This is a genomic window from Roseiarcus sp., from assembly GCF_052145395.1.
Lineage (GTDB): Bacteria > Pseudomonadota > Alphaproteobacteria > Rhizobiales > Beijerinckiaceae > Roseiarcus.
This window is the reverse complement of sequence record NZ_JBKQOT010000399.1, coordinates 1-19,989: the sequence shown is the minus strand read 5'-3', so window position 1 is coordinate 19,989 and position 19,989 is coordinate 1. Positions and strand designations below refer to the sequence as shown.

Here is a 19,989-nt window from a genome sequence, read left to right as displayed (position 1 = left end):
TGCCCGCGGCGTCCTTGAACATGTCCATCACGAGTTGTTGGCTGACCGGCGGAAGCGCGGCCGGCAACGGCGGCAATGCGGCAAGCCGGGTAGGAAGTCGGCCTTTCCCCTCCGCGCCGTCGGGTCTGATGGTCACCAGAGGCAGCGGACCACCAAACGGCGGCAGCCGCATGATCTCCTGCGACACCGGCAAAGTCACGAGGTCGAAGGCCGCGCCGTCGCGCGCATCCACCAGCGCCTCGAACCGCTCGCCGACGTGAATCGTCAGCTGCTTGAGCTCGACCGGACTGTCGAGCAGGCCGCCGTCCGAGCCGATCACGTAGAGCGATCGGCCGTCGGACGCGGCCAAAGCGTAGCTGCGGGCGTTCGAGCCGTTGAGCATTCTCAAGCGCAGCCAACCTCGCGCGGTGCGGGTCTCGGGATAGTGCGCGCCGTTCACCAGCATGGCGTCGCCGACGTATCCGTTGGTCACGGCCATGAGGTTCCTCTTGTCGAAGAACTGACCTTCGGGCGTGAAGCGCCGGTCCTGAAGGATGAGCGGGATGTCGTCCACGCCCCATTGCGACGGCAGCGGCAGACCCGCGGTTTGCTCGTCATCAACAATCAGCAGCCCGGCCAGACCTTTGATCACCTGCTGAGCCGTCCGCGGGTAGTCGTGGGGGTGGAACCAAAGCGTCGCGGCCGGTTGATCGATCGACAATTCGGTCCGCCATGACATTCCCGGCGCAATGATCTGATGGGGGCCGCCATCCGCCGAACCCGGGATGATCAAGCCGTGCCAGTGCATCGTCGTGGCTTCCGGGAGGCTGTTGGTGACATGCATGGTCACGCGCTCACCGCGCCGGACGCGAATGGCCGGCCCAAGATAGGGTCCGTTTACGCCGTAGGTCGCGGTCTCACGATCAGCCAGAAATCGCATCGAGCCGGGCCGCGCGTCGAGCGTCATCACCCCATCGGCGTTCGCTCTGAGCTCGGGAGGGATCGGCAGAGACGGCTGCGCGCCGCCTTCCGCATGGGGTGCGCCCGCTTGGAAGCCGCCGACCAGGGAAGCGGCGCCGGCGCCAAGCAGCAATGTTCGCCGCGAGATGTCAACCATCGGCGTGCTCCCCGGATTCGCCCGCTTTCTCTCCGCCGCCGAATTGGCGGACAGGTCGTCGGGCGTGGATCGCGTCGCTTGTCAGGGCGAGAATCTGTCCGCAAGCGACCCGAGTTCGACTTGACAAGCGGTGTAGGCTCGGCGGCGAAAACCGCCGGTCCCGTTGCGGTTCCCGCTAACATGGTTCCGGCCCGGGCGCATCGTGGCGCCACCCTCCGATTCGGAAAAATAAAGCTCCGCGCCTCGCGACGCGGCCGCGCGGATGAAAATCCTCAAGGCGTTCGTCAAAGGGCATAGACAGCTTCCTGGGCGCACACGCACGAAATTGGGAACTGTTGCGCCGCCTGGCAGTTAATGAATTCAGCCAATGGTCGCGGCTGCAGGCAGCTGTCCGGACTGGGGCGGGGGCCAGCGCCTACAGGCGTTGGCTCATTGAGTCGCGCGACGCCCTCGTGCTGCGGCCGCCAAACAATTCCTTCAGTGGGAGAGCGTTTGTGGATCGGCGTCGGTTTGGCGCTCACGAATGCCGCGCGGGGCGGTCAGGAAGGACTGAGGTGAACAATGATCAAGGTTCGGGGGTCGGAACCTGGGTTAGCGGCCGGTGCTTGACGGCCGTCAAACGGAATCGGCTCCGGCGGGAGACCGAGATTTCACACGGACGCAACGGCGCGGGCGGACGACCGAGGCGCAACGTGAGTAGAAGCAGCCTGCCGGCGAGCGGCCCGCCTCGCCGCCAGAAGCGCCGGACAAACCGCAGCGGAAACCCGACAGCGACCAGCCGGGGCATGACGCGGAAGGACCGAATCGGGACGGCCAGCGACCGGAGGGAGACAGCGAACGAGAGAACCGGGACGGCGACAAGGCCCGAAAGTCGGGGTCGCGCCGGCGGGTGATTTTGGGTACCGGAGCGCTCGTCCTGATCATCGGCGCGCTCGCCGGATATGTCTATTGGGACCACATCTCTCACTTCGAATCGACCGACGACGCCTTCATCGCTGCGCGGCAGTTCTCGGTCGCGCCGAAAGTGGCCGGCTATGTCACCGCCGTTCCGGTGACCGACAACCAGCACGTCAACCCGGGCGACGTGATCGCGCGTATCGACGAGCGAGACTATCGTGTCGCGCTCGAGCAGGCGGACGCGCAGGTCGCAGCGGCTGACGACAATATTCATAATATCGACGCGCAGATTGCCGTGCAGGAAGCGCAGGTTGTCGAGGCCAATGCGCAGATCGAATCAGCGCAGGCGGCGCTCGTGTTCGCGCAGGAGCAGGCTGCCCGATACCAGTCTCTTGTTCAGACTGGTTCAGGCACGGTGCAGAACGCCCAGCAATACAATTCCGGCCTTCGTCAGCAGGAAGCGGCGGTACAGAACGCCAAGGCCTCGCTCGCCGCGGCTCAGCGACAAGTCGGCGCCTTGAGGGCGCAGCGCAAGAGCGCCGAGGCCAACCTTGGGCAAGCCGAAGCGCAGCGCGACCAGGCTGCGCTCAACCTTTCCTACACGGTTCTCACGGCCGCCCAGCCTGGCAAGATCGCCAATCTCACGGGGGCCGTCGGTCAGTACGCGACTGTTGGGACAGGGCTCACGACGTTCGTTCCCGATGACATCTGGGTCACCGCGAACTTCAAGGAGACCCAGCTCAACGCGATGCGGCCGGGTCAACCCATGACGATGGAAATCGACGCCTACCCGGGGCGGACCATTCACGGCCATGTCGCCAGCGTCCAGCCCGGGTCGGGCACGGCCTTCTCCCTGCTGCCGGCCGAAAACGCGACCGGCAATTACGTGAAGATCGTCCAGCGCGTGCCGGTCAAGATCATCATGGACAACCCTCCGACCGACATCACGCTCGGCCCCGGTATGTCCGTGGTGCCGACAGTGCGGACCAATCCCGCGCCGTCGATCTACGAACGGCTCAAGGCCCGCTTTGACTCGTGGTGGGGGCGTCAGGGGTGAGCGCAGCGGCGGAGACTGGCCCGGCCGCCTATGCCAGCGCTGCGGGCGCGAGCCCTTGGCTGATCGCCGTCCTGGTCGCGCTCGCCGCCTTCATGGAGGTGCTCGACACCACCGTCGCCAACGTCGTCCTGCCGTATATCGCCGGCGGAATGGGCGTCAGCACGGATGAAGCCTCGTGGGTTGTGACGACCTACCTTGTCGCCAACGCCGTGAGCCTGACAGCGAGCCCGTTCCTCGCCCGCCGCCTTGGGCGCAAGACCTTCTTCCTCGCCTGCCTCGGACTTTTCACGCTCAGCTCGCTACTTTGCGCGCAGGCCTGGAATCTCGACACGCTGCTTTTGTTCCGGATCATGCAAGGCCTTGCGGGGGGCGGCATGGTGCCGGTGTCTCAGTCGATCCTTGCGGACGCCTTCCCGCCTAACAAGCGCGGTCAGGCGTTCGCGCTGTTCGGCATTGCGGTGGTGGTCGGGCCTGTGGTCGGGCCGACGCTCGGCGGGTGGCTTGCCGACAACATCTCCTGGCGCTGGTGCTTTTTGATCAACTTTCCTGTCGGCCTGGGCACGATGGCCGCGATCGCCGCGATCCTGCCTGCGGACAAGGCGAACGAGGTCCGGCCGGACGCTTCGATGTCATTGGCTTCCTGCTGGTCGCCACCTTCCTCGGCGCGCTCGAAGTGGTGCTCGATCGGGGGCTCGAGGACGACTGGTTCGGCTCCAGCTTCATCATTGCGATAACCGCGGTCACGGCGATCGCCTTCGTGCTCATGATCCCGTGGGAGATGAGCCGGCCCGATCCCATGATCGACGTGCGCATGGTGGGCTCGCGCCAGTTCGGCGCCGCGTTCCTGGTGATGGGGGCGACCGGCGCCATCCTCTATGCGACCACCCAGTTCATGCCGTTGCTCCTGCAGACAGACTTCGGCGATACCGCCACCTGGGCCGGTCTCGCGCTGTCGCCGGGCGGGATCGTCACCATGGTCATGATGTTCGTGATCGGCGCCATATCGAACAAGATCCAGCCCAAATACCTGATCATGACCGGCTGCGTCATCATCGCGATCTCGATGTATGGGCTAACGGATGTGTATGGGGACCTCAACTTCTGGTTTTTCGCTCGTTCGCGCATGGTTCTCGGCGTCGGATTGCCGCTGATCTTCATCCCGATCATCGCCGCGTCCTACGACGGAATTCCGCCAAACAGGGTCGACATGGCCTCGGTCCTGATCAACGCCGCGCGCAACACCGGCGGGTCGATCGGCGTCTCGATCGCCTCCAACGTGGTTGCGCATCGCGAGCAGTTTCATCAGGCTCGGTTGATCGAGAACGCAGTTCCCGCAAGCGTCGGGTATCAGGACGCGCTGCAGCAGGTGACGAAGTTTTTCCAGGCGCAGGGAAGTCCGGCGACCGAGGCGCAGCAACAGGCTGTCGCCTGGATCGGCCAGGAGGTGACGCTTCAGGCGTCGTTCCTGGCTTACGTGGATGTCTTCTGGGTCCTGATGATCCTCGCGCTCCTGGCCGTGCCGCTCGCCATGAGCCTGCGCAAGGTGAAGCTTGGCGGCGCGGCGCCTGCTGCGCATTGATGAGCGCCTCGACGGCGGAACTGACCAGACCCTAACCAGACCGTGGAGCCGTCTTGCGACCCTTTCAAAAGTGACGGCCGCGCCTCGCGATGCGGCCGTCGAACGAGAACTCTCAAACGGATTCGTCAGCGCGAGTAGAACTCGATGACGAGGTTCGGCTCCATGTGGGTTGGATAGGGGACCTCGGTCAGGCTCGGGATGCGGGTGAGCTTGGCCGTGGCCTTGGCCGGGTCGACCTCGACGTAATCCGGAACGTCGCGCTCGGCGAGCGCCTGAGCTTCCACCACCAGGGCGAGTTGCTTCGAGGCTTCCTTGACCTCGATCACGTCGCCGACCTTCACCTGGAACGAGGCGATGTTGACCCGGCGGCCGTTGACCTTGATGTGGCCGTGGTTGATGAACTGGCGCGCGGCGAATACGGTCGGCACGAACTTGGCGCGGTAGATCACCGCATCGAGCCGGCACTCCAGGAGCCCGATGAGGTTGGCGCTTGAGTCGCCCTTCATCCGGATCGCTTCAACATAATACTTGTGAAACTGCCGCTCGGAAATATTCCCGTAATAGCCCTTGACCTTCTGCTTGGCCTTGAGCTGGGTGCCGAAGTCGGTCGCTTTGCCCTTGCGGCGCTGGCCGTGCTGGCCGGGGCCGTATTCGCGCTTGTTGAACGGGCTCCGGGGCCGGCCCCAGATGTTCTCGCCCATGCGGCGATCGATCTTGTACTTCGCTTCTGCGCGCTTCGTCATCGCGGTTCCTCTATGACTATCCGACTGGGTTTGGTGAGGAACGCGCCCTCCTGAGCGCCTTTTGGAGGCGCCGACAGGTCCCGGCCGAGCCAGGCCTGGACCACGGGTGCGTCAAACAGAAAGCGCGCCCTCTCGGACAGAGAGCGCGCTCGCCGTGGGCCTCCTAAGGGAATCGCCCCCGCACTGTCAACCGGGTTTGGCGAAGCCGGCGCTCGGAGAATGCGTCCCAACTGTCGCGATGGTGGCATGCAGAATCCGCATGGGAACAGCCTGAATCAGGGTCAAAATGATCTCTTTGGCATCAAAAGGCGTGCGTTTGATCGTTGATTCAAATAATCATTGACAATTTGTTACGCGCTCGGCGCATGCGGTGCCGCAGCGCAGCATTGACTTTTGCGCCGTAGCCAGATACAAATGTTCATGTCTAGGGGATGAACGGCCGCGGTACCGAACACTCGGAGCCGTGATTGGGAGGGCGGTCAACCAAAGGAGACCGCCATGTTGAATCTTTTACGCTTGCTGCGTGAACGTCGCACGTATTGGAACGTCGTCCACGAACTGTCCACTTACTCCGACCGCGAATTGCACGATATCGGCATCGATCGCGCCGACATCCACGCGATCGCCCGGCTCGCCGCGAAGGAAGCCAAGGCGTAAGCCGAGACGCAAAGTCGCATCATAGTCTGGCGGCGGCGCCCTCCAGGCGCCGCCAGACCTCAGATCCGGTTGTACACGTCCTCGAAACGGACGATGTCGTCTTCGCCGAGATAGCTCCCCGTCTGCACTTCGATCAGTTCGAGGTCGATTTTCCCCGGGTTGGCCAGCCGGTGTTTCGAGCCGATCGGCAGATAGATCGACTCGTTTTCGTGCACGAGCTGCACGGTTTCGTTCAGAGTCACTTCCGCTGCTCCCCGCACGACGATCCAGTGTTCGGCGCGGTGGTAGTGCTTCTGTAGCGACAGCCGTCCGCTCGGCCGCACGACGATCCGCTTGACCTGGTATCGCCCGCCCTGGTCGATGCTCTGGTAGTAGCCCCAGGGCCGGTACATGCGTCGGTGCTGGGTCGCCTCCGGAAAATTCTCCGCCTTGAGCCGCTCGACGAGCTGCTTGACCTTGTCAGACTGCGCCTGGTCGGCGACCAAAACCGCGTCACCCGTTGCCACCACGATCACATTATCGAGGCCGATGACCGCCACAAGGTGACCGTCGGAACGGACAAGGACATTGGACGAATCGATCGCGACAGCCCGGCCGCGCAGGCTGTTGCCGTCGGCGTCCTTCGGGCTCAGCCGCCATACGGTCGACCACTGTCCCACGTCCGACCATCCGACGTCTGCGGATAGCACGGCCGCGCGATGGGTGCGCTCCATCACCGCGTAGTCGATCGAGATGCGCGGCGCCTCGGTGAAAGCGGCCTGGTCAAGAACAACGAATCCCCGGTCCTCCTTCGCCTGCGCGACCGCTCTCGTGCACGCCGCCGCGACATTCGGCTCGAAGTGCTTCAACTCCTCCAGCATCACGTCGGCGCGGAAGACGAAATTGCCCGAATTCCACAGATAGCCGTTCTCGATGAACGTCGTCGCACGCTCCACGTTCGGCTTTTCGACGAAGCGCTCGACCCTGTGCACCTGCGGATCGACGGTCAGCGCCTCGCCGGGATGGATGTAGCCATAGCCCGTCGCGGGATGATCGGGCTTGATGCCGAAGGTCACGATCTCGCCGGCCTGCGCCGCAACGGCCGCCTGGGTGCAGAGCGCTACAAATCTCTTCTCGTTCTGGAAGACATGGTCGGCGGCCAGAACTGCGACGATCGTTTTGGAATCCCTCTCCGCGGCCCAGGCCACCGCGGCGCCGACCGCGGCCGCGCTGTCCCGGCGCTCGGGCTCGAGCAGGATCGTCGCGTCCGCCTCGATCTCCTTAAGCTGCTCGGCGACCCGGAATCGATAGTCGAAATTTGTGATGACGACCGGTTTCTCAAAGACCGCGGCGTCCCCGACGACGGTCACGATCGACTGAAAGGTCGAGCGCTCGCCGACCAGCGGAATGAACTGCTTGGGCAGGCTCTCACGCGACTCCGGCCAGACACGGGTCCCTGAGCCGCCGCACATAATCACCGGAAGAATTTTTGTCATTGCGTCCTCTGGACGTTTGTTGCGCCGCGGCGCCGATACCCTGCGTGACTTCTTGAGGGAAGGGCGAGCGCAAGACAACCGCCAATTTCTACTCCTTCCCAGCCGACGAAGCATCGCCGCCCGCCACCGCCGATAGCGCCATGCCGACGCCGGACACAGCCATGGCGACGGCGAACGCGGCGAACGCAACGGGAAGGGAGAAAACTTGGGCGATCGCGTGGGTCGCCAGCGGCGCCGGCAACCGGGTGAAGGTGCTAAACAGCGAGACCGAGGACAGGCCGACGGCAGGCCGGCCGACCGATTGTCGCGCCGCGAGGACGAGGCTGCACGGCACGATCGCCCCCGTTCCGAAGCCGATGAGCGCGAACCCCGCCACCCTCGCGATGAACCTCACCGCGAAACCCGCCGAGGCCAGCGCGAAGGACCCGACGATGAGGCCCTGGTCGCTGATCCGCAGGCGGACGAGATCGGCGGTGAAGCGGAGCGACGCCTGACAGAGGGCGAAAAAGGCGGCACCCAGGCCGGCGATTGCCGCAAGTCCGGGCGCTTCGACGCCCAGCAGGATCGACGACCACAGCAAGGCCGCGGTCTCCGCCGCGCTCCAGATGCCCACGACGACTCCGAGGGCAATAAGCGCCGGGGCGAAGGAAATGCCGCGCGGCCAAGATGCGGACCGTGCCGGCAGGGCGGCGGGCTCCGCGTGGGCGTGCTCCCTCCGCGTTCATCGTTACATCCACCACCTCGCCGACGAGCCCGAGCCGATCAGCAGGTCGCGACCGCCATGTTGGTTCGGGCGTTCAGGAGTCCGCTGACGCCGACCACCCGCCGCATGCCGAAACGATGGGCGCGCGCGCGCGCCGACATGGCCGCAAGATAGGCGGCGGTGTAGGCGGTGTGCATAACCCCGAACGCCGCCGGGTAGACACTCCGGCGCGCGCCAAAATGGCGCCCAACTCCGCCCCAAAGGCTCACGCCGAGGCCAAAGGCGAAAAACAGCCGGCGACGGCCACATGAACGTCCATCCGCTCGCGCTGGAACCCCGACGGCTCAATAATCGGTCGGCGATCCGCCCTCGGCTTTGCGGCGCGCGACGAAAGCCTCGAGCGCCTCGCGCCGCTCCGGCTCGAACGGCGGCGGCGTATAGGCGGCGAGCCGCTCTGCGACGATACGCTCCGCCGCCTCGGCCGCGGTCGGCGACCCCGCCTCGCGCCATGTCTCGTTGTTGCGCCAGTCCGAGATCATCGGCGCGAAGAACGCGGTCCGGTAGCGCAACTGGGTGTGCGCCGCGCCGAAGAAATGCCCGCCCGGCCCGACCTCCCGCATCGCTTCCAGCGCGAGTTCCGCCTCATCGACCCGCAACGGCTTGAGGAATTCCGCGACCATGGCGAGGAGATCCGCGTCGAGGGCCATCTTTTCGAACGAGGCCTGCAGGCCGCCCTCCATCCAACCCGCGCCGTGCATCAGAAAATTGACCCCGCCCATGATCGCGCCCCACAGCGAGAACACGCTCTCATAGGCCGCCTGCGCGTCGAGCGCATTGGCGGCGTTGGCGTTCGAGGAGCGATAGGGCAGGCCGAGCCGGCGCGCGAGCTGGCCCCCCACGATCGCCGTCTTCATGTACTCCGGCGTGCCGAAAGCGGGCGCCCCCGACTTCATGTCGACGTTGGAGGTGAAGCCGCCGTAGACGAACGGCGAGCCCGGCCGCACGACCTGCGCCAAAACGAGGCCGGCCAACGCCTCCGCGTGCTGCTCGGCAAGCGCGCCGGCAAGAGTCACCGGCGCCATGGCGCCGGCGAGCGTGAACGGCGTGAGCACGACGACCTGGTTTCGCCGCGCCATCTGGATGATCCCCTCCAGCATCGGCGTATCGAGCCGCAGCGGCGAGGACGAATTGATCACGGTGAAGAGCGACGGCTCGCGCTCGAGCGTGGCGTCGTCGATCCCACGCGCGAGCTTGATCATCTCGATTGCGTCGAGATTTCGCTCTCGGCCGAGACTGTAAGCGTGAATCGGCTTGTCCGACAAAGTCAGCATGTCGAACAGCGCGTCGAGATGGCGCACCGAAGGATGCACGTCGACCGGCTCGACCGGCTAGCCGCCCCAGAAGTGGATGGAGTCAAACGTGTGTCCGAGTCGAAGAAAATTGCGGTAGTCGGCGATCGTCCCAGTCCTTCGTCCGCCGGCGCGATCGAAAGCGTTGGGGGCGCTGGCGACCGAGCCGAACGCGACATGCGGGCCGCCGATCTCGAGATGGCGCGTCGGGTTGCGCGCGTGCAAGACGAAGGCCCTCGGCGCAAGGCCGACATGCGCTTCGACGAAAGACGGGTCGAAGCGCACCCGGCTCAACGCGCTCCCGACGTCGGCGCCCGCCTCTTTCAGCATCCCGCGCGCGCCGTCGTGCAGGAAGTCGATTCCGATTTCCTTGAGCACCGTCAGCGCAGCCTGATGGATCGTTTCGAGTTCGTCGTTCGAAACGAGGCCGAGCGGCGGGAACGGCAATTGCGGTTGGGCCGGCGGGGCGGAGGGCGCCGGCGAAGCGGCTCGCTCGACGCCGCGCCGGCGGCGGCGTCCGGCCTCCTGCGGCGGGTCTTCAGCGGACATGCGGACCTTTCCGGACGAGTTCGTGACGATTCGCGCTCAGCGTAACGCCGGCTCGTGCGCGGGCCTCGCGAAAATGGCATCGGGACATGCCTATTTGACCATCTACTTCGCCGCCCGGAGTTTCGGCGGTTCGACGGGAGCGGCTTCCGCTTCGGCCGTCCTGCCGGCCGCGAAGCGGGCGATCAGCCAGGAACGAAACAGGGCCACCGCCTCGTTGCTGAGGTCCTCAGGATGGGTAGTGAGATAGTAGCCGTAGCCCTCGTCGAGCCAAAGGTCATAAGGCTGCACCAGCCGCCCGGCCTTGATCTCCTCGTGGAACAGCCGCGGATCGATAAGCGCGATCCCGTCGCCGCTCATGGCGTATTGCGCCGCGAGCTGCTGGGTGTCGAACACGAGGCCGCGGTCGACCGCGATATCCGGCCGCCCGATCGAGCGTACGAACATCTCCCAGAAGAAGTGGCGCGGGCGCCCTTCGATTTTGGTGTGCAGGAGGTCGCTTGCGACGATGAGGCGGGCGGGATCGCTCGAGTCGATCGATTCGAGCAGCTTCGGGCTGCACATCGGCGACGCCCGGACCATCCACAACAGATCATGGATCGCATCGGTGACGCGCGGCTCGGAATAGACAATGGCGATATCGACGTCGCCGTCGACTTCCGGGCCCGTGCTCGGCTTCGAAACGATCTCGAGCGTGATGCCCGCGTTCTCCGAGCGGAAGTCCCGCAGGATCGGGATCGCCAAACGATGGGCGAAGGATGTGGGCAGGGCGACCTTCAGCACCCGCTTCGGCCGGCCCTTCTCCTTGATGACCTCGCCGAGCGCCTGGTCGATGCGATCGAACGACTTCGTCACCACCGGCAAAATGTGGCGTCCGGCCTCTGTGAGCACCAGCTGCTGCGGACGTCGTTCGAACAGAGCGACGCCAAGGAAGTTCTCCAGAACGATCACATGGCGGCTCACCGCGCTTTGCGCGACCGTCAGGCTGTTGGCCGCAGCGGTGAAGCTCAGATGCTGCCCCGCTGCCTCGAACGCTCTGAGAGCGTTCAGCGGCAACCATTTGCGATCCATCCACCCTCCCCGCGCCTCGATCGTTCAAGCATCGCCAAGTGCTTCTGGTTGTGGGCGCGATGAAGAGAAATTCATAACCCAAGACGAGGCGCTCCCACAATACGGTCGCGCGTGGAAACCGAACGCCGCAATCAGCGCGCGCTCGCTTTGCACAGTTTACTTCTGCGCCGATTGCGGCTTTGGCGAATGGGCGAACGCCCTACCGGAAGCTCGTCCAGATCGTCTTCAGGTCCATGTACTTGTCGATCGCATGCGGCGAGCGGTCGCGTCCGAAGCCCGACTGCCTGAAGCCGCCGAACGGCGTAGCGAGCGACGAGCGGTCGTACGTGTTGACCCAGACCGTGCCGGCGCGGATGGCGCGCGACAGCCTATGCGCTGCGTTCATGTCGCGCGTCCACACCGCGGCGGCAAGGCCGTAGATCGTGTCGTTGGCGAGCCGCACCGCCTCGGCCTCGGTCGCGAAAGGAATGACCACGACGACCGGTCCAAAAATTTCTTCCTGAGCGATGTGCATGGCGTTGGTGGCGCCGTCAAGAATCGTCGGCTCCACATAGAACCCGCCGGTCTCGGCGAGCGCGCGTCCGCCTCCGTGCGCGATCCGTGCGCCTTCCTTCTGGCCAAGCTCGATATAGCCGAGCACGCGGTGCATCTGCCGCTCCTCGACCATCGCGCCGAGCTGCGCGCCCGGATCGAAGGGATGACCAAGCGGGATCCGCGACCGCTGAGCCTCAGCGATCTTCTCGACCAGCGCCGAGCGGATCGAGGCATGAGCCAGCACCCGCGAGCCGGCGTGGCAGGTCTCGCCCTGATTGTAGTAGATCCCCCAGGCGATCGCCTCCGCCGCGGCGTCGAGGTCGGCATCGGGCATCACGACGTGCGGCGACTTGCCGCCGCATTCGAGCGCGACGCGTTTCATGTTGCTCTGGCCGGCGTAGACCATCATTAGCTTGCCAACCTCGGTCGAGCCGGTGAAGGCGATCATGTCGACGTCCGGGTGCAGCGCGAGCGGCTTGCCCGCCTTCTCGCCAAAGCCGGGCACAACGTGGAGGACGCCGTCGGGAAGGCCTGCCTCTTTGGCGAGCCGGCCAAGAACGAGCGAGCCGAGCGGCGACTGCTCGGCGGGCTTGAGGATAACGGAATTGCCGGCGACCAGCGCCGGCCCGATCTTCCAGGCGCCGATGATCAGCGGGTAGTTCCATGGCACGATCGCGCCGATCACCCCGAGCGGCTCCTTGCGCACCATCGCGACGTCCTTGGGCCCAAGCGGCGCGACCTCGTCGTAAATCTTGTCGGCGAGCTCAGCGTAGTACTGGATACAGTTAGCGCACAAAGGGACGTCGACATCGAGCGTGTTGGCGATCACTTTTCCGACGTCGAGCGTTTCGAGAAGCGCAAGCTCCTCGGCGTTCTCGCGGATGAGTTCGGCGAAGCGCAGCAGAACCTTCTTCTTGTGAAGCGGGTCGGCGTCCCGCCAGACGCCGCTCTCGACGGCGGCGCGCGCCCCCTTCACCGCCCGATGGATGTCGGCCTCGCCGCAATCGGCGACATGGGCGAAGACTTTTCCGTCGATTGGCGAGATTCTGGCGAAGGTCGCGCCGTCACGTGCGGGGATGTAGGCGCCGTCGACGAAGGCGCGGCCCTCGATCTTGAGCGCAGCGGCGCGTGCGGTCCAGCCTTCGCGGGTCGTCGGGCGGTCGAGCATGGATGGACTTCCGGGAATTTATGAGCGACGACGCGGGAGCATCGCTTCTGAAACGCCGCCGCCAAACAGGATTTTCCTTATGAGGCGATGCCTGGCGGGCATGGACACCGCCCTTCCCTTATCGCGCCTCCCGCATTAAGTAAGCGCTGCGTTTCCCCGAAAACCTTTGGATCCATGGCCGAAGCAAACCCCGTCGCGCGCCGGCGCACTTTCGCGATCATCTCGCACCCGGACGCCGGCAAGACGACGCTGACCGAAAAGATCCTTCTGTTCGGCGGCGCCATCCAGCTCGCCGGCGAGGTGCGCGCCAAGGCCAACCGCCGCCAGACCCGTTCCGATTGGATGGGCATCGAGCGCGAGCGCGGCATTTCCGTGGTCACCTCGGTGATGACCTTCGAATACGCCGACTGCGTCTTCAACCTGCTCGACACGCCCGGCCACGAGGATTTTTCCGAGGACACCTACCGCACCCTGACCGCCGTCGATTCGGCTGTGATGGTGATCGACGCCGCCAAGGGCATCGAGGCGCGCACCCGAAAACTGTTCGAGGTCTGCCGGCTGCGCGACATCCCGATCGTCACCTTCATCAACAAGATGGACCGCGAGACGCGCGATCCGTTCGACCTCCTGGACGAGATCGAGAAGACGCTGGCGCTCGATACGGCGCCGCTCACCTGGACCATCGGTCGCGGCCGCTCGCTTGCGGGCGCCTACGACATCCGCCGGAGCCGGCTGACGGCGCTCGGCAAAGACGCCGAGGCGATCCGGGTCAACGGACCCGACGATCCGCGCGTCGCCGAACTCCTGCCCGAGCACGAGCGACGGGAGGCGATCGACGAGCTCAACCTCGCCGTCGAAGGCCTCAAAGCGTTCGACAGGCAGGCCTTCCTCGAAGGTCATCTGACGCCGGTCTTATGGGGCAGCGCGCTCAAGGATTTCGGAGTCAAGGACCTGATCGACGCGATGGCCGAGTTCGCGCCGAGCCCGCGCGCCCAGGCTGCGGCGAGCCGCACGGTGAAGGCGGACGAGCCCAAGATGACCGGCTTCGTGTTCAAGATCCAGGCGAACATGGACCCCAACCATCGCGACCGCATCGCCTTCATGCGCGTCTGTTCCGGCAAGCTGCAGCGCGGCATGCGGGCGAAGCTCGTCCGCACGGGAAAGCCCGTGACGCTGTCGGCGCCGCAGTTCTTCTTCGCCCAGGACCGATCGCTCGCCGAAGAAGCCTTCGCCGGCGACGTCGTCGGCATCCCGAACCACGGCCTGCTTCGCATCGGCGACACGCTGAGCGAGGGCGAGGACATCGTCTTCCGCGGCGTCCCGAGCTTTGCCCCGGAAATCCTGCGCCGGGTCAAGCTCGCCGACGCGATGAAGGCGAAGAAGCTGCGCGAGGCGCTGCAGCAGATGGCCGAAGAGGGCGTCGTGCAGGTGTTCCAGCCCTTCGATGGCGCGGCGGCGATCGTCGGCGTGGTCGGCGCGCTGCAGCTCGACGTGCTCATCGAGCGGCTCAATGCCGAATATGGCCTGCCGGTGTCCTTCGAACCGAGCCGCTTCGAGGTCTGCCGCTGGGTGTCCTCGGACGAGAAGGCCGAGATGGAAAAGTTCCTCGGCGCCTATCCCTCGTCGCTCGCCACCGACCTCGACGGCGCGCCGGTGTTCATGGCGACCAGCGCCTTCAACCTGCGCTACGAGCAGGAGCGCTGGCCCAAGATCGCGTTCACGGATGTGAAGGACTACCAGAAAGCCGCGGCCTGATGACCGATTGCAGGCGCATCCGGCACGAAGGCCGCGCGACGGCGCGGGCAGACATTTGGATTTCCTCAGGCCTCCGCGGAGAGAGACGCCAACTCCGCAGATCTTCGGATTCAGGAGGTTGGATTTTCTTGGAATTCGTTGGATTCTCTCGACCGAATTTAGCCTTTTCAATGGGTTACGCGCGACCTCGCGCGAATTTTATTCGTCATGCGGCCCATCCCCGCGTAAAGGGCCGCGTCCGGTTTGAGGACGGCGTCTCCGCTTGCGCTTCGTCTGAGGCTCGCATGAAGGGATCATAGCGACATTTCCGATTTTCCGCAACCAAAAGTCGCGCCATCGCCATTCACGCGAGGGCGCCAGCGCCTTTCAGAACAGGCTCAACTGCGCGCCCGTTTCGTTCTCGGCCGGCGCCGGCTTGATGAAGAGATCGGTGCGCAGACTCCGCTTGGTTTCGTTGTAGCCGAGCCGCCGCTCCGCCAATTCGAAGCGGCGGCCGATCATCCAGGCGTAGGGGCCTGAGCCGGCCATGCGCCGGCCCCACTCGGCCTCATAGTCCTTGCCGGCGCGCATCGATTGCATGAGCGACACGGAGCGCTTGAGGCGGTCGGGGAAGTGGACCTGCAGCCATTCGCGATACATGTCGCGCAGCTCCAGCGGAAGGCGGAGCACGATGTAGCCGCCCTCGCGCGCCCCCGCGGCCCAGGCGCGGGTGAGAATCGTCTCGATCTCCGAATCGTTCACCGCCGGGATGACCGGCGCGACCAGGACGCCCGCCGGCACGCCGGCGTCGTTCAACCGCGCGATCGCCTCGATCCGCTTCTCCGGCGTCGGGGCGCGCGGCTCCATCTTGCGCGCCAGCGCGCGGTCGAGGGTCGTCACCGACAGGAAAACCTTTATGAGCCCGTCGCGCGCCATGTCGCTGAGAATATCGAGGTCGCGCAGGACGAGGTTGGACTTGGTCACGATGCTCGCCGGATGGCGCGCCCGCCGCAGCGTCTCCAGAATGGAACGCGTGATGCGGTACTGCCGTTCGATCGGCTGGTACGGATCGGTGTTGGTGCCGAGGGCGATCGGCGCAGGGGCGTATTTCGGCGCCGCGAGCTCGCGCTCGAGCAGCGCCGCGACGCCCTGCTTGGCGAACAGCTTGCTTTCGAAGTCGAGCCCGGGCGAAAGCCCCATGTACGCGTGGGTCGGCCGTGCGAAGCAATAGAAGCAGCCGTGCTCGCAGCCGCGATAAGGGTTGATCGAGCGGTCGAAGGCAATGTCGGGCGAATCGTTGCGGGTGATGACGCTCCGCGGCTTCTCCCAGATGACTTCTGTGACCAGCGGCTCGGGCGCCTCGTCGTGGGTCCAGCCGTCGTCGAAATCCACCCGGGTCTGGATCTCGAACCGGCCGGAGACGTTGGTCGCGGCGCCGCGGCCGCGCCGCCGCTCAGGCAAGGCGAGGCGATCGGCGATCGCGGCGGGCTCATGGCGCGGATCGGGGGAGAGCGCGGCTCGATGCATGGTCATGACGATGTCCCAGTTTGAGACAAAGAACAAATCATGAACAACAGATAATGCGCCGCGATTCCCGCGTCAAGACCGCGCGCGCATTCGGCGCAGCGTGGTATGCTCGGCCAGAAAACAGGGGAGCGGCCATGCAGAAACGAAGATTGGGCGCGAGCGCGCCGGAGGTTGGCGCCATCGGCCTCGGCTGCATGGGCATGTCGGATTTCTATGGGGCCGCCGACCGCGCCGAGAGCATCGCCACCATCCATGCGGCGCTCGATTCGGGCGCGACGCTGATCGACACCGGCGATTTCTACGGGGCCGGCCACAACGAAATGCTGATCGCCGAGGCGCTGAAAGGCCGCCCTCGCGACGATTACGTGCTCAGCGTCAAGTTCGGCGCGCTGCGCGACCCGGCCATGGCCTTCATCGGCTACGACGCGAGCCCGGCGGCGGTGAAGAATTTTCTCACCTATTCGCTGCGGCGGCTCGGCGTCGACCATATCGACATCTACCGTCCCGCCCGCCTCGACCCGGTCGTGCCGATGGAGGAAACCGTCGGCGCGATCGCCGACATGGTGAAGGCAGGCTACGTGCGGGCGATCGGCCTCTCCGAGGTCAGCGCCCACACGATCCGCCGCGCGGCCGCGGTCCATCCGATCTCGGACCTGCAGATCGAATATTCGCTGGTGGTGCGGATGATCGAGGCGGAGATCCTGCCCGCCTGCCGCGAGCTCGGAATCGGGATCACCGCTTATGGCGTGCTGGCGCGCGGGCTGATCTCCGGCCACTGGACCCGGGAACGTTCGAGCGGCCGCGACTTCCGAATCTTCTCGTCGCGCTTTTCCGGCGAGGCGCTGGACCATAACCTCGCCCTGGTCGAGGCGCTTAGAAAACTCGCGCATGCGCGGGAGGTCGGCGTCGCGGCGATGGCGGTGGCGTGGGTCATGGCGCAGGGCCGCGACATCGTGCCGCTCGTCGGGGCGCGCAAGCGCGGGCAATGGGCGGAATCGAGCGCCGCCGACGGTCTGAAGCTGACGGACGCCGACCTCGCCGCGATCGAAGCCGCGCTGCCGAAGGGCGCCGCCAAGGGCGAGCGCTACCCCGCCGAAGCCATGGCGGATCTCGACAGCGAGAAGAAAGGGTAGCGCAGCCAGCGATTCAAGACGTCGTTTAGAGCATGATGATTTGACGTCGCGCCGCGGGCCGTCACCCGGCCGCTTCGCGGCGTCCCTCTTCCCGGGGGAGAGAGCCTCAGCGGCAGCGCGTCTGACCCCTTCTCCCTTAGGGAGGTGGCCGCGCAAAGCGCGGTCGGATGGGCTAACGCCAGCGATCAAACGTTGGCGCCCCCCTTACCAAACCTCTCCCCGCTGTCGCGGGGCGAGTGGGTCTCATCCTCCCCCCAGCACGCCTTTCATCGCGCCGTCCGTCTCCTGCGCGTAGCGCCGCGCGGCGAAGGCTTCGCCGAGCGTGCCGAGCGCGTGGCCGTCGTCGCGCTCGGTGACGGCGAGCGTGTCGGCGTGGGCGGCGCCGAACAGGTCGAGCGCCGTCTTGATGTCGTCGTCGGGGTGGAGCGTCGTCGCCGGCAGATGGACGATGAGGCCGAGCGGTCCGCCGTCGTCATCATCGGCGAGAGTCTGAGCGTGCGCCTCCGCGACATGCACGAGCCCGCTGTAGCGACCGTCGTCGCCAACCGCGACCACGACGTTGGCGCTGCCGAGCGGATAAGCCTCGCGGAAGGCCCGCACGCTCTTGTCGGCCAGGAACACCGGCGGAGACGGGATCATCATTTTGCCGACGGTGAGTTCGCGCAGCCAGCCGACGTCCTGCCCGCCGCGGATCGTCTCGCCGCGCAGGTGCAGGCGCCAGGTGGTGAACGAATAGCCGAAGGTCGCGCGCACCGTCAGCGATGTGGCGATCGAGGCGGCGAGCGCGCCGCCGGCGATGGCGAGATTGCCGGTGCTCTCGAGCACCAGGAAGGTCATGGTCAGCGGCCCGCCCACGATCGCGGTGCTCAGCGCCCCCATCCCCACCAAGACGCATGCGACCGGGTCGAGCCCGAGCCCAGGGAACGCAGCCGTCACGCCGATCGCGTAGAGCTTGCCGAGCAGCGAGCCGACGAACAGCGACGCGAAGAACAGGCCGCCGCGGAAGCCCGACGCGAGCGAGGCCAGGCTGGCGAACAGTTTCAATACGATCAGGACGACGAGTTCGCGGGCGCTGAGAGGCCAGTAGAAGTCGAGCTCCAGCGCGCCATGCCCTGCGCCCAGCACCTGCGGCGTATAGAGCGCCATGGCGCCGAGCAGGAGCCCGCCCGCGACCGGCCGGAACAGGCGCGAGGGTACGACGAAGCGAAACGCCCGCTCGATCAACGCGGCGCTCCGCATCGCGCCGACGCCAACCGCCGCCGCCAAGAGGCCGAGGCCGATCAGGGCGCCGTAATGGGGAAAGGTCAGCGGCGGCACATCGGCGACGCTGATCACATAGGGCGCGCCGCCGATCGCCTTGGTGGTCAGCGTGGCGGCGAGGCAGGCCGCGAAAACCGGCCCGGCGATCGCCAGGGAATAGGCCCCGATGATCAGCTCGAAGGCGTAGAAGGCGCCGGTCAGCGGCGCCCCGAAGGCCGCCGCGATCGCGCCCCCGGCGCCGCAGCCGACCAGCATGCGCAGGTCCTGCCGGCGCAGCCGGCCGTTGATTCCGAACCGCGAAGCGATCCCGCCGCCGATCTGCGCGTAGCCCGCCTCGAGGCCGACCGATGCGCCGCAGCCATTCGACATCACCGTCTGCGCAGCGACGAGCAAGCTCTCGGTCAGCGACATGCGTCCGCCGCGCAGGGCGTTCGCCTCGACCGGATCGACCGCCGGCGGGAACTTGCGCCGCGCCCGCCAGTGATCGATCGCCCCGAGCGCGAGCCCGGCCAACATCGGGGCGGCGAAGGCGGCGACCGGGGGAACGCGCTGGGCGGCGCTGAGCCGCACCTCGAACGGAATGCCGTAGATGACGACATGGGCGAAATTGACGATCAGCGTCATGGCGCTGACCGCAACGCCCGCCAGCACGCCGACGCCGATCGCCAGCGCCACCAGCCCGAGCTCGCTCGCGCGCAGACGGGCGCGCAACTTGGCGATGAGGACGAGCGCCGGGCGAGGCGTTTTCATCGAGACGCCCGGAAGGATGCAAAGAAGCTGCGCGGCATGCCCGGACTTATGCGCAACCTGCCGCCCGAAGCCAAGGGCGGCCGCCTCAGCGGCCCGCCAGGGTCATGTCGTCGCGATGGATCATTTCGGCGCGGCCCGGCGCCCCGAGGAGATGGGCGATATCGCGCGAGTTGCGCCCGCGGATGCGTTCGGCATGCAGGGCGTCGAAAGCGATCAGGCCCCGCCCGATTTCCGCCCCGCGCTCATCGCAGATGGCGACGCAGTCGCCGCGCGAGAAGGCGCCTTCGATCCGGGTGACGCCGGCCGGCAGCAGGCTCTTGCCCCGGTGAAGCGCGGCGGCGGCGCCGGCGTCGACGAACACGGCGCCTTTCAGCTCGAGCGAGCCGCCGATCCAGATCTTGCGCGCCGCGACCGGATTCGAGAGCGTGAGAAACCATGTGCAGCGTCCGCCTTCGGCGACCCGCGCAATCGGATGCTCCACCCGCCCGTCGGCGATGACCATGTGGGTTCCGGCGGAGGTCGCGATGCGGGCGGCTTCGATCTTGGTGCGCATGCCGCCGCGGGATAACTCTGACGAGGCGCCCCCGGCCATCGCCTCGATCTCCGGCGTAACGCGCTCGACGACGGGCAACAACCGGGCATGGGCGTTTCGATGCGGCGGCGAATCATAGAGCCCGGCGACATCAGATAAAAGGATCAGGAGGTCGGCG

Annotated in this window: 16 protein-coding genes and 1 pseudogene; 6 read left to right on the top strand and 11 right to left on the bottom strand. The window is 66.1% G+C overall.

Going from position 1 to position 19,989, the window contains the following annotated elements; translation table 11 throughout:
- Positions 1–1,096, bottom strand: a 1,096-nt coding sequence (locus ACLP25_RS13415; protein WP_442469690.1) for a multicopper oxidase domain-containing protein, incomplete at its 3' end; no start/stop codon positions are given.
- An 895-nt stretch (positions 1,097–1,991) separates the two neighbouring features.
- On the opposite strand from ACLP25_RS13415, the gene ACLP25_RS13410 reads away from it, so the two are divergent.
- Genes ACLP25_RS13410 through ACLP25_RS13400 form a run of 3 tightly spaced genes read left to right on the top strand, consistent with a single transcriptional unit; the run spans position 1,992 to position 4,629 of the window.
- Positions 1,992–3,050 carry an HlyD family secretion protein gene (locus ACLP25_RS13410; RefSeq protein ID WP_442469689.1) on the top strand — a complete coding sequence of 353 codons (1,059 nt, stop codon included), beginning with the start codon at positions 1,992–1,994 and terminating at the stop codon, positions 3,048–3,050.
- Positions 3,047–3,784 carry an MFS transporter gene (locus ACLP25_RS13405; protein WP_442469688.1) on the top strand — a complete coding sequence of 246 codons (738 nt, stop codon included), beginning with the start codon at positions 3,047–3,049 and terminating at the stop codon, positions 3,782–3,784. The genes ACLP25_RS13410 and ACLP25_RS13405 overlap by 4 nt, the downstream gene beginning before the upstream one ends.
- On the top strand, positions 3,724–4,629 hold the full coding sequence (locus ACLP25_RS13400) for an MFS transporter (protein WP_442469687.1): 906 nt from the start codon (positions 3,724–3,726) through the stop codon (positions 4,627–4,629). The genes ACLP25_RS13405 and ACLP25_RS13400 overlap by 61 nt, the downstream gene beginning before the upstream one ends.
- A 125-nt stretch (positions 4,630–4,754) precedes the next feature.
- Here ACLP25_RS13400 and rpsD read toward each other — a convergent pair whose 3' ends face one another.
- Positions 4,755–5,372, bottom strand: a complete 618-nt coding sequence (rpsD, locus tag ACLP25_RS13395; protein ID WP_442469686.1) for a 30S ribosomal protein S4 — start codon at positions 5,370–5,372, stop codon at positions 4,755–4,757.
- A 498-nt stretch (positions 5,373–5,870) separates the two neighbouring features.
- Between rpsD and ACLP25_RS13390 the strand changes: the two genes are divergently transcribed.
- Entirely contained in the window at positions 5,871–6,029 is a 159-nt protein-coding gene (locus ACLP25_RS13390) for a DUF1127 domain-containing protein (protein WP_442469685.1), read from the top strand.
- A gap of 59 nt (positions 6,030–6,088) precedes the next feature.
- Here ACLP25_RS13390 and ACLP25_RS13385 read toward each other — a convergent pair whose 3' ends face one another.
- The 6 genes and pseudogenes from ACLP25_RS13385 to ACLP25_RS13360 form a co-directional block, all read right to left on the bottom strand.
- Positions 6,089–7,504, bottom strand: a complete 1,416-nt coding sequence (locus ACLP25_RS13385; RefSeq protein ID WP_442469684.1) for a mannose-1-phosphate guanylyltransferase/mannose-6-phosphate isomerase — start codon at positions 7,502–7,504, stop codon at positions 6,089–6,091.
- Positions 7,505–7,592: 88 nt separating this feature from the next.
- Positions 7,593–8,117 carry a hypothetical protein gene (locus tag ACLP25_RS13380; protein ID WP_442469683.1) on the bottom strand — a complete coding sequence of 175 codons (525 nt, stop codon included), beginning with the start codon at positions 8,115–8,117 and terminating at the stop codon, positions 7,593–7,595.
- A gap of 149 nt (positions 8,118–8,266) precedes the next feature.
- A complete protein-coding gene (locus ACLP25_RS13375; protein ID WP_442469682.1) occupies positions 8,267–8,404 on the bottom strand; it encodes a hypothetical protein in 138 nt (45 codons plus the stop codon).
- 147 nt (positions 8,405–8,551) lie between these two features.
- Positions 8,552–10,105: pseudogene (locus tag ACLP25_RS13370) on the bottom strand (trimethylamine methyltransferase family protein).
- Positions 10,106–10,207: 102 nt separating this feature from the next.
- Positions 10,208–11,173, bottom strand: coding sequence for a LysR substrate-binding domain-containing protein (locus ACLP25_RS13365; protein WP_442469681.1), 966 nt, complete (start codon positions 11,171–11,173; stop codon positions 10,208–10,210).
- Positions 11,174–11,372: 199 nt separating this feature from the next.
- Positions 11,373–12,875 carry an aldehyde dehydrogenase gene (locus ACLP25_RS13360; protein ID WP_442469680.1) on the bottom strand — a complete coding sequence of 501 codons (1,503 nt, stop codon included), beginning with the start codon at positions 12,873–12,875 and terminating at the stop codon, positions 11,373–11,375.
- A gap of 174 nt (positions 12,876–13,049) precedes the next feature.
- Between ACLP25_RS13360 and ACLP25_RS13355 the strand changes: the two genes are divergently transcribed.
- On the top strand, positions 13,050–14,630 hold the full coding sequence (locus tag ACLP25_RS13355) for a peptide chain release factor 3 (protein WP_442469679.1): 1,581 nt from the start codon (positions 13,050–13,052) through the stop codon (positions 14,628–14,630).
- A gap of 366 nt (positions 14,631–14,996) precedes the next feature.
- Here the strand turns inward: ACLP25_RS13355 and ACLP25_RS13350 are convergent, their stop codons facing one another.
- Entirely contained in the window at positions 14,997–16,142 is a 1,146-nt protein-coding gene (locus ACLP25_RS13350) for a PA0069 family radical SAM protein (protein ID WP_442469678.1), read from the bottom strand.
- A 128-nt stretch (positions 16,143–16,270) separates the two neighbouring features.
- Between ACLP25_RS13350 and ACLP25_RS13345 the strand changes: the two genes are divergently transcribed.
- Entirely contained in the window at positions 16,271–17,269 is a 999-nt protein-coding gene (locus ACLP25_RS13345) for an aldo/keto reductase (protein WP_442469677.1), read from the top strand.
- 243 nt (positions 17,270–17,512) lie between these two features.
- Here the strand turns inward: ACLP25_RS13345 and ACLP25_RS13340 are convergent, their stop codons facing one another.
- Both ACLP25_RS13340 and proB read right to left on the bottom strand, forming a co-directional pair.
- Complete coding sequence (locus ACLP25_RS13340) at positions 17,513–19,279, bottom strand: chloride channel protein (protein WP_442469676.1); 1,767 nt, start codon at positions 19,277–19,279, stop codon at positions 17,513–17,515.
- A gap of 85 nt (positions 19,280–19,364) precedes the next feature.
- The coding region (gene proB, locus ACLP25_RS13335) for a glutamate 5-kinase (RefSeq protein ID WP_442469675.1) at positions 19,365–19,989 on the bottom strand (625 nt) is incomplete at its 5' end.